Origin of the sequence: Fulvivirga kasyanovii (genome assembly GCF_009711405.1) — a bacterium.
GTDB classification, from domain to species: Bacteria; Bacteroidota; Bacteroidia; order Cytophagales; family Cyclobacteriaceae; genus Fulvivirga; species Fulvivirga kasyanovii.
Genome location: NZ_SMLW01000423.1, coordinates 1 through 9,736 on the forward strand (window position 1 = coordinate 1; position 9,736 = coordinate 9,736).

The 9,736-nt window shown below is 42.2% G+C and carries 10 protein-coding genes; 2 read left to right on the top strand and 8 right to left on the bottom strand.

The genetic code is table 11. The features are described 5' to 3' along the window. The first annotated feature begins 36 nt into the window (after window positions 1-36). Window positions 37-735 (top strand): DUF4386 domain-containing protein, encoded by a 699-nt coding sequence (locus E1163_RS06065; RefSeq protein ID WP_155170545.1) that lies wholly within the window; start codon window positions 37-39, stop codon window positions 733-735. A 76-nt stretch (window positions 736-811) separates the two neighbouring features. Here the strand turns inward: E1163_RS06065 and E1163_RS06070 are convergent, their stop codons facing one another. After that, window positions 812-3,175 carry an ABC transporter permease gene (locus tag E1163_RS06070; RefSeq protein WP_155170546.1) on the bottom strand — a complete coding sequence of 788 codons (2,364 nt, stop codon included), beginning with the start codon at window positions 3,173-3,175 and terminating at the stop codon, window positions 812-814. Window positions 3,176-3,279: 104 nt separating this feature from the next. Here E1163_RS06070 and E1163_RS06075 point away from each other — a divergent pair, with 104 nt between their 5' ends. Continuing rightward, a complete protein-coding gene (locus E1163_RS06075; RefSeq protein ID WP_155170547.1) occupies window positions 3,280-4,305 on the top strand; it encodes an RluA family pseudouridine synthase in 1,026 nt (341 codons plus the stop codon). Here the strand turns inward: E1163_RS06075 and E1163_RS06080 are convergent. The 7 genes from E1163_RS06080 to E1163_RS06110 form a co-directional block, all read right to left on the bottom strand. Next, window positions 4,302-4,511 carry a hypothetical protein gene (locus E1163_RS06080; protein ID WP_155170548.1) on the bottom strand — a complete coding sequence of 70 codons (210 nt, stop codon included), beginning with the start codon at window positions 4,509-4,511 and terminating at the stop codon, window positions 4,302-4,304. The genes E1163_RS06075 and E1163_RS06080 overlap by 4 nt on opposite strands. 285 nt (window positions 4,512-4,796) lie before the next feature. Continuing rightward, window positions 4,797-5,912 (bottom strand): hypothetical protein, encoded by a 1,116-nt coding sequence (locus E1163_RS06085; protein ID WP_155170549.1) that lies wholly within the window; start codon window positions 5,910-5,912, stop codon window positions 4,797-4,799. Further along, a complete protein-coding gene (locus tag E1163_RS06090; RefSeq protein ID WP_155170550.1) occupies window positions 5,909-6,286 on the bottom strand; it encodes a hypothetical protein in 378 nt (125 codons plus the stop codon). The genes E1163_RS06085 and E1163_RS06090 overlap by 4 nt, the downstream gene beginning before the upstream one ends. Before the next feature lie 13 nt (window positions 6,287-6,299). After that, entirely contained in the window at window positions 6,300-7,442 is a 1,143-nt protein-coding gene (locus tag E1163_RS06095; protein ID WP_155170551.1) for a hypothetical protein, read from the bottom strand. Between the two features lie 217 nt (window positions 7,443-7,659). Continuing rightward, complete coding sequence (locus E1163_RS06100; RefSeq protein ID WP_155170552.1) at window positions 7,660-8,112, bottom strand: response regulator; 453 nt, start codon at window positions 8,110-8,112, stop codon at window positions 7,660-7,662. Window positions 8,113-8,346: 234 nt separating this feature from the next. Next, window positions 8,347-9,003: a response regulator transcription factor gene (locus tag E1163_RS06105; RefSeq protein WP_155170553.1), complete on the bottom strand. Its 657-nt coding sequence runs from the start codon at window positions 9,001-9,003 to the stop codon at window positions 8,347-8,349. After that, window positions 8,990-9,736: sensor histidine kinase (locus E1163_RS06110; protein ID WP_155170554.1), on the bottom strand; the 747-nt coding region annotated here is incomplete at its 5' end. The genes E1163_RS06110 and E1163_RS06105, both read right to left, overlap by 14 nt.

Sequence of the window (9,736 nt, forward strand, 5' to 3'; positions counted from 1 at the left end):
ATCAATATTTCCGAAACCAATCCAAAATAGCTCCCCATGGGTTCAGAAAAACTTAAAACAAGATTTGCAGGTTTATTTATGATAGTGGGTATGGCAGCCGGGATTTTCAGTGTTGCTCCGGCTATCGACTCCAGGCATTACTTAACAGAGGCCGCGGCACATTTTAATCAGGTGATTGTTGGGGCCGTATTCCAGTTTATTATGGCGCTCTCTTACCTGGGTGTAGCCCTGTTGTTGTACCCTATCATCAGAAGGTTTAGTGGCAGCCTGGCCATTGGCTTTTTAAGTTTCAGGATCATTGCTACTAACCTCGTGATTTTTGGGACTATTCTACTGCTATTAATCCTGGCTTTAAGCAACGAATTTGTGAGTAACTCCCCGGAAAATGCCTCAAACTTCCAGGCACTGGGAAACGCGCTCAAGATCACCCGGGATTACATCAATCATGTATTTATGGTTCTAATTTTATGCATTGGCAATTTTATACTCTATATCTTACTTATCAGATCAAAGTTAATTCCACTATGGCTTTCTATCTGGGGTCTGGTTGGCACTTTGTTGTCAGCAGTTGCCAGTGTTCTGATCTTATTTCATATTGTAGATGTTATCACGAGCGAATACCTGATCTTAAACATGCCAACAGCCATTTTGGAGCTGGTGTTAGGTATGTGGCTTATTGTGGTAGGGTTTAATAAAAAGGTCTTGCAGAAATATTACACCCGCAAGCGTAAATGAGCAAAAAGCGCTCATCGAGCGCCTTTTTGCCTCATAGCGTTTATGCTGCTACAATATTAGTTTACCACACAAAACTCTATTCATACCGCAATGCTTTCACCGGATTGCTCAAGGCCGCTTTTACGGCATGAAAACCCACCGTTCCAAGGGCTATAAACAATGAAAGCAAAGTAGCTATAACAAAAGTAAAAAAGCCTATATTGATTTTGTAAGCAAAATCATCCAGCCACGCATCCATCAGGTACCAGGCTATAGGGCAGGCCAAAGCCGCAGAAATGATGACCAGCCAGGTAAACTCTCGGGTCATCAGGCCTGTAATGTTCAGAATACTGGCTCCCAGAGCTTTTCTTACTCCTATTTCCTTAACTCTGCGTTCTGCAGCATATGCTGCCAGAGCAAATAGACCTAAACAGGAAATGATGATGGAGAGTACAGCAAAATAATTAAAAATAACACCCACACGTTCTTCTGCCTCGTATTTCTCGCTCCACTGGTCATCCACAAACTTGTACTCAAAGGGATAAGCAGGGGCATACATTTTATGATACTTTTCCATAGCGGAAATGGCTCCATCCATATTACCATCTTTTGCTCTCACCACAATGTAATTGAACCAATCAGGTTCCAGGGCAATCAACAATGGTTCGATTTCCTGGTGTGAGGATGAAAAATTAAAATCCTTTATCACGCCTACAATTTTCCCATGTCGGTCTCCCCACATGGTTAGCGGCTGTTCTGCTGCATTACCTTCAAAGCCCATTTTTCTGGCGGCCTCTTCGTTAATCAGAAAATTAGCCGTATCTGTGCTGTATTTTCTGTCAAAGCTCCTGCCCTCAGTCAATTCCATTTCGAAAGTCCGGATAAAATCAAAATCAGCAGAAATATTGCTGAACAGGATCATGGCATCGGGGTCTTTACCCTCCCACTCCAGGCCATAGGTAGAATTACCAAAATTAAGCGGTGCCATATTCATAGCCGTTACATGCTCTACCGAAGGATCATTGAGCAGCTCCTTCCGGATGGTTTCATAATTCTTGCCCATGCCCTGATGCATTTCCATATACAAAAGACGCTCCCGGTTAAAACCTATGTCTTGATTTTGAAGGTAATTTAACTGCTGATAAACAACAATAGTACTTACGATCAATACAATAGCAAGAGTAAACTGGATCACTACCAGTACTTTTCTAAAAGTAGCTGCCTCTTTGCCAGAGCGGATGACTCCTTTCAGCACGCGGGCCGGTTGGTACCGGATGAGATAGACCGCAGGGTAGCTTCCGGCAAACAAACCTGTAAACACAGTAATCAACAGCATGTACAGAAGCAACTCCGAATTCAGGATATCAAAAGTAAGTTCCTTGGCTGTTAAATCATTAAAGTAAGGCAATAGCAGGTAAACAATAAGTCCGGCCAGCACGGCAGCTATCAACGAGTAGAGCAATGACTCCCCTAAAAACTGGAAGATCAGTTGCTTGTCATAAGCACCAACCACTTTTCTAAGGCCCACTTCCTTGGCCCGTTTGGTAGCCTGGGCCGTACTCAGGTTCATGAAATTAATACATGCGATCAGAAGTATCACAAAGGCAATGATGGAGAACACCTTAACATTGGTAATCCTGCCTCCCACTTGCTCTCCGTTTTCAAATTTGGAATACAGGTGGTACTCACTAAGTGGTTGAAGAAAAAGAGTGACGTTAGAGCCCTCATTCTTATCCTTAATATCATCAGCTATCTTATCCTCAAAAGCCCCCGCACTGGTATTATCCGCGAGTTGTACAAAGCCGCTGACGTTATTGTTTCCCCACTCGTCGAGCCATGATTTGTTTTCATTCCAGAATTTTTCAAAAGTGAGCAGGTAATCAAAAGTGAGACTGGAATTGGCAGGAAGGTCTTTGATCACGGCTGTTACATTAAGTTCCGTTGTGTCGTTGAGGGTTATGGACCTGCCCACTGCATTATTGTCTCCAAAATACTTTTTTGCCAGCGACTCTGTCATCACTATGGCGTTAACAGGATCCAAGGCAGTATTCAAATCTCCTTCTAACGGCTCAAAAGTGTACATTTTCAGAAAGTCCTTATCCACATGCCTTCCGGATTCAAAGTTACCATCCTTATCAGCTCTAAGCAGGTTTTCAACAGGCCAGGTGTACCTGCTGGCATATTTCACTTCCGGGTATGTCTCTTTCAGATAGGGAACAAGTGGTGCAGGGTTAGATGATGTTGTAAAAATATTTCCATCTGTATATCGCTGATTCTCCAATAAGCGATGAATATTTTTTAGATTTTTATGAAAATGATCAAACTCCATCTCATCCTGAACCCAAAGAATGATCAGCAGTGTAGTGGCCATACCGAATGACAGACCGAAAATGTTGATTAGGGAGTAAATATTGTTTTTGACGAGTGTCCTGTAGGCGATGGTGAAATAGTTCTTTAGCATGGTATTATTAGTTTTAGTGCGTTAAAGACAGTGGTTTGACAAAAAGGATGCATAATATTGCAGAAAGGAATACTTCAAAATCATAAATAGGTTACAACCCCGACATGTCTGATAAGGAATTTATAGAGGAAGATGACGAGCTGTTCGAGCATCACCGCATAGTAGCAGACCCTAAGCAGCAACTGCTGAGAATAGATAAGTTCTTAATGGACAGGTTGCCCAATGTAACACGCAACAAGCTGCAAAATGCAATAAAAGATGGTTTTGTAAAGGTTAACAATGCTGAAATAAAACCTAACTACAAAGTCAGGCCTGATGACGTAATTACTATTGCCTTACCAGAGCCTCCACGTGATACGGAGGTGGTGCCTGAAAACATTCCGCTGAATATTATTTATGAAGATGAAGACCTGCTGGTAGTCAATAAAGAGGCAGGCATGGTAGTGCACCCCGCTTATCAAAACTGGACGGGAACACTGGTCAATGCATTGACCTATCATTTTCAAAACCTTCCGGAAATGAAAGGCAATGAGGGCCGGCCTGGCCTCGTGCATAGAATAGACAAAGATACCTCGGGACTATTAGTAATTGCCAAATCTGAAGCTGCCATGACAGGCTTGGCCAAGCAGTTTTACGACCACTCCATAGAGAGGACTTATCTGGCACTGGTCTGGGGCATACCCGCAGAGGCTAAGGGAACAATTAATATAAACCTCGGCAGAAGCCTAAAAGACAGACGTGTGACCGTGGCCTATGAAGATGAATCAATCGGGCGCAATGCCATAACGCATTACGAGGTATTGGAAGACCTTCGCTACGTCTCTCTCGTTAAGTGTAACCTGGAAACCGGCAGAACACACCAGATACGGGCGCACATGAAGCACCTCGGCCACCCACTCTTCAACGATGCCACCTATGGTGGAGACAAAGTGCTCAAAGGAACCCCCTTCTCCAAATACAAGAGTTTTGTAGATAACTGCTTCAAAGTGATACCGCGACAAGCCCTGCATGCCAAATCACTGGGATTTGTGCACCCTGTTAAAAAGGAGTTTATGCAGTTTGAAAGTGAGCTGCCAGCAGACTTTGAAGCCGTACTTGAAAAGTGGAGGCACTACGTCCAGTATACTTAAGAAAGTACTGGCTCTGCTTCCTTCTTCTCATTCTTCAGGGCATGCTGTATCTCACGCATCGCCTGTTGCTTAACCTTTTGATAATTCAGGTCATTGGCCGGGTTATACAGCAAATCTTTGATGTAATCCAGAACCTTCTCCATCTCGGAAGCATCCATGGCCTCCAGAGATTGCAGGATAGCTTGTTTTTTGGTAATTGCTTTCATTTTCAGTAGTGGTTGTTAGTAAAATTAACGCTTTCCCAAATACGAGGTTAGTACCTGAATGAAACTTAACAATTTAAAAACATACGGTGTCTGAGGGTTAATGCTTAAGGAATATTTATGAGTTTATAGCGGCTTATAGGGCTACGCCGTGTTTTTTGTTAAACTTCCGAAAGCTTGGGCTGAACGGCACGGACACCATAAAATTGATGAAACAGGGTGAGGATAACACTGAAGTGAACACCAGAAAACCATTGCCCTCTTATGTCCACTCACGAGCTTCCACAATTACTTAAATAGCTTCAACTTCTCCGGAATAGTAAACTTAATATCAAAATTGGATGCGAAATGGGATTCATTATCTGTCCAGTTTCTCTCCAAACCGGCGGAGACATTACCCCAGACACCATCCATAATCAGAAACTCCCCTCCTAAGTTGGCGAAATACATGTTAGCACCCAGATTTTCGTCCCTTTCATATTGCAGCTCAAGGAACCCCTTATACTTGTTCTCCCCTCCATAAACCCTGGTTGTAATAGAATTGGTGGTATAGTCATCGCTGCCCTCAATATCACCAGATACATAGTTAAAATTCCAACCGAGCAAAAGTTGGCCATGCTGACCAAGCGGTGTACCATAAGTCGCCCAAATAGAAAATTTGCTGAATTTAGTATCCTTGGCCAGGCTATCAGGAGAAGTGCCCAGGACGGCAACAGCCACATCCAGCTTTTTCTTGTTCCAGTTCTGTTCCTTATAAGCTGTATTCAGAGAATCAATAGAAGCATCAAAATCACGCCTGATCTGCTGATTGATATAATCTTCCTGCTGCTGTAGTAAGCCGGGATTACTGGCTACTTCCACGGCGGTAAGATTGTTTTGCCTCAGATACTGCAATTGTAAAGCATCTTTGGCTGCAACCTTTTCGGCCAGTATATCAAAAAGTTGTTGCCGGTATTGTTTGTCATTTTTAAGGTCACCTTCATCAATCAGGGTCATCCGGGCTCCTAAAGCCAGGTTGGTGGTAATGTCATTTTCGGGGTCTCGCTGAGTACCTATAGAAAAACGCAGGCTATATAACGCTGAGTTTTTGTCATATTCACTAAGTGTAAGGCTATTGGATTTGAGTAAAATATAAGGTGCTATTTCTGCGGCAAAGGATGACGGTAAAATAACCTGGCCTCCTTTTCCAAAGTCCGAAACCATAGCAGCGACTGCTTTAGGCGACGAGGGCCTGAGTATATTACTGGGGTTAGTGCCCATAATCTTGAAAGCAGGCATATCAGGTATGGCAAAGTTCAGCCTGAAGTTCTTTACTAATGCGGTGTCCTGCGGGCTGACCTGGGCTGAAATATGACTGCCACAAACACACAAAAAAACGATGAAGATAAGTCGGATGTATTTCATTGCTTGCTTAATAATATAAAGATGAGAGAACCTTGAGATTTACCGGTATTGTCACCTGTATCCTGATCTTTTCCGAGTGATTTATCTCCCTGAAATACCTCAGCCGTAATAGTGTACTGCTTCACATTATCAGGATCCAGTGCTTTAAATTCTGTCCGAAGCTGTATCAACCGACCGTCGCTATTGATTACCGGTGGGGGAATGGCATAGCTGTCGTCATCAGGGTTTTGGTTATTGCCCTTTTCGTAAAGCAACTGGTTATTGCTATTAGCCTCCCAAAGTGTAAAGGCGTAGGAGGCTACAATGAGGCCCTCGAAAGTAAATACCACCTTCAGGTCTTCTCCATTGGGGTCAAACTTAATCGTTTTTATCATGGGGTCAGGTTAATTATGATTTATCAGAATCTGGCTCAGTCGTGCTTGTATCTGTATTGCTATTGGTATTTGTATCAGCCTGCGGCACTTTATTTTTATTTTCCCTGGTCTTGACGAAGGAGTATGTACCGGCACTCAGACCGAGGAGTATCAATTGGTTGTCGCTAAATTCAGGCATAGAAAAATCACTGACCACTGACCTGATAAAGATAACTCCAAAGATCAGGTTGAAAATCAGGTTTTGTAGTCGGTGAATGCTAACCCCTCCATCGTCAGAAAGCACATCCATCAGCCAACCTTCAGAAGCATCGTTTTGGTGCCGCTCCTCTGTAGGCTCACTACTATCGATAGTGGTACCTATTGCAGTAGTACCGGCACTAATACCCAATAATGTGACGGCTGTAAAATTCAACAGCTCCGTTTCACCCGTAACGAGATATATAAACAGGTAAGAAGTCAGAATAATAAAAGTCCACCAGGCCAGTTGGGACCGCGATAAGCTGTAAGCCCTGGTTTTTAGCGGCTGAGTACTTTTGTCTCTGATCAATGCAGTTTTCTTACACAGCAGCAGCATGGAGAAGAACAGGATTACACTGAAAATACAGGATATGATGAATTCATCTTTAAATTTGGTAAGCCCTATAAACAGTTTTTTACTGCATTTATATAAAACGTCTGTATTCTTTATCTGAATACCAATACCTACTTCCTTCAAAAATAGCCCGGGAAGTTTTTTTATGTAGTTTTTCTCCGGAGTATTTAGTAGCCGTTCATTAAGGATGTAACATATCTCATTTTTATCATTCACACACCTGATAGGGATCAGGCTCGTCATGGCAAACTCATTAATGTACAAAGTGATGTCACTAAGGTTCACTTTATCCTTGTTCAGTAAATAATCAATATGCTCCAACTGTACTACAAGGGTATCGCCAAAATCCAGAGTATCCGGTGCATTAATATTTTGTTGTTGATGCGGTTTCGATGATTTTACCCTGCCGTATCTGCTTTTATAAACATCTATAACATAGACATCTGTAAAAGACACCTCCTCTTGTAAAGTGAGTTTACTGGTGTCAGTTTCATTTTCAAGAGGCTGAGCCACCACATTTAGCCCAAAGGCCAGAAAGTAAATTGCTGCAAATATGTTTTTCATAAAGCGCTATAGTAGTTGATATGTAAGTCTAATAATTTTTCAGTTGAAAAAAAGTTGAAAGTGATAGTCCAAACTTACATCGGAATCACGCTACATGACCCTGGTTTGTACAGCCTTAAAAATTAAAGGCATCCCTGAGCTTTGTCAAAGATGCCAATCGAAGTACAATCAAAACCAATCTGTATTTTTTATTACCATTCACAAATGGTAAGCTATATCAGGCATACTGTATTTTTGTCAATACAGGAACTTTACAATCTTCATATCGCATAGGCTGTCTGCTTTTGGTTATATGCAGATCTTCTTCTTTGAGAGCTTTTTTTATTGCGTAGATCAATGAGTTGTTCAGGTAAGGCTTGATCAGGAACGCACTGGCGTGGATATGTTTGGCCGTACTGATGTACTCCAGCTTTAACTCCTCATGGAGAAATATCATGGGCATTTGCTTGATCTCCCTTTCACGACGGATCATTTTACACATCTCCAGACCATTTAATATAGCAATATTTACCTCGCTGATGATTAAATCCGGCTTACCGGATTTCGCCGCATACAAACCGTGCAGACCATCATCTGCATAGGTCAGGTTGAAATCGAAAGGAGAGAGAATATCATGCATTTCCCTTCTTGCCTGATCGTCTTTATGTATTATTAGAATATTCTTCTTCATGACCGCGCTGTTTAATGACTTCAAGTTATAAATCAGCACGCTATTTTATTTTCAGGTTGTTATGAAATGGGAGCAAAGAGACAGTAAAGTTTATATTTAACAATCTGTAAATCAATTATTTAAATGTATTATCAAAAAAATATAAGAATATCAATAGGGTAAATTTACCTATGAAATTAGGTAAATTTACCTAATGTGACTTACCATAAAATTGAGGTGAAAATTAAGGATTGGCTACTCCATAAGGCCAGTGTCGTAGGCAAACTTAACCAGGCCTACAGTATTCCTTACACCGAGCTTATCCATCATTCTGGCACGATGGTTATGAATGGTTTTTTCTGATAGAGAAAGCTTCTCTCCTATCTCTTTCATCGTTAGTTCCCTACAAATCAGCAGCAGGATCTCCGTTTCTCGGTCAGTCAGTGTTACATTACTTTGAAAAACGGGACGGCCCTCGGCTTTCTTTTTATCCATGGCCCCTTTACGAAGAGCATTTACCACTATCTCATTCTGATAAAAGTCGTTTTTCATTACCGCAAGTATGGCCTCCTGGACTTCTTCCGGTTCAGCATTTTTCAGAAGAAAAGCATGAGCACCCAGTTCCATCAGGTAGAAAATATGCTGCTGGGTATCGTGCATGGACAGTACAACAATTTTAATGTGAGGATAACGGTTAATCACTTTCTCGGTAGCCTCAATGCCATCCATTACAGGCATCTCAAGGTCCATTAATATTACATCCGGCTCCTCCTCTTTGATCAGGTCCAGCAGTTCTTTGCCATTGCTGGCTTCCCTGACTTCGCTTACATTAGGAAACGACCGAACTAATCGTCCCATTCCCTTTCTGAAAAGGGTCTGGTCATCTGCTATATATACCTTAATTTGGCTCATGATCGCTTTTTATATAAATGTTGACTGTCGTTCCTTCACCGGGCTGGCTTTTGAATACTACTGATCCTCCAATCAGACCCGCCCTGTTTTCAATACTGTACAGCCCCACGCCTCGCTTAATATCTCCACGTATCTCCTCAACGTTAAACCCTTTTCCATCGTCTTGTACAGTAACGGTCAATGACTCTTCCCAATTGATATTTACCCGTATAACCGAAGCCTCCGCATGCTTGAGTGCATTATTGATCAACTCCTGTATCATACGGTAGATCAGTAGCTCCTGTTGTTTTGTGAGAGCAACTTCATCTCCGTGTGCTTCATACTTCACCTGGGTTTTCGGGTTATCGAGTTTTTCGCAAAGTTCTTCAACGGCCTTTGATAATCCAAAGACATCCAATGAAGATGGTAACAAATCTTTAGAAATCCTGCGAACGGTTTCGATGGTTTCATCAATCATGTCTTTGGTTTCCCCTAATGCCTCCGTAAGCTCTTCCTTAGGTATCGCACCACTCTTCAGCATGTTTAGGTTGAGCTTGGCTGCCGACAGCATAGCCCCTACACCATCATGCAAATCCGAAGCTATCCGTTTTCGCTCTTTTTCCTGCGAATCGATGGTGGTTAAAAGTAATTGCTTCTGATACCCCGACTCCAGCTCCTGTGTAGCGATTTTATTCTGGAGCATCCGCTTTTGGTAGTAGATGAGAAAAAAAATAATAGAACCAGCCATCAGCAA

Coding starts and splice junctions, on each gene's coding strand:
- E1163_RS06065 (WP_155170545.1), top strand. CDS start 37: ATGGGTTCAGAAAAACTTAAAACAAGATTTGCAGGTTTATTTATGATA.
- E1163_RS06070 (WP_155170546.1), bottom strand. CDS start 3,175: ATGCTAAAGAACTATTTCACCATCGCCTACAGGACACTCGTCAAAAAC.
- E1163_RS06075 (WP_155170547.1), top strand. CDS start 3,280: ATGTCTGATAAGGAATTTATAGAGGAAGATGACGAGCTGTTCGAGCAT.
- E1163_RS06080 (WP_155170548.1), bottom strand. CDS start 4,511: ATGAAAGCAATTACCAAAAAACAAGCTATCCTGCAATCTCTGGAGGCC.
- E1163_RS06085 (WP_155170549.1), bottom strand. CDS start 5,912: ATGAAATACATCCGACTTATCTTCATCGTTTTTTTGTGTGTTTGTGGC.
- E1163_RS06090 (WP_155170550.1), bottom strand. CDS start 6,286: ATGATAAAAACGATTAAGTTTGACCCCAATGGAGAAGACCTGAAGGTG.
- E1163_RS06095 (WP_155170551.1), bottom strand. CDS start 7,442: ATGAAAAACATATTTGCAGCAATTTACTTTCTGGCCTTTGGGCTAAAT.
- E1163_RS06100 (WP_155170552.1), bottom strand. CDS start 8,112: ATGAAGAAGAATATTCTAATAATACATAAAGACGATCAGGCAAGAAGG.
- E1163_RS06105 (WP_155170553.1), bottom strand. CDS start 9,003: ATGAGCCAAATTAAGGTATATATAGCAGATGACCAGACCCTTTTCAGA.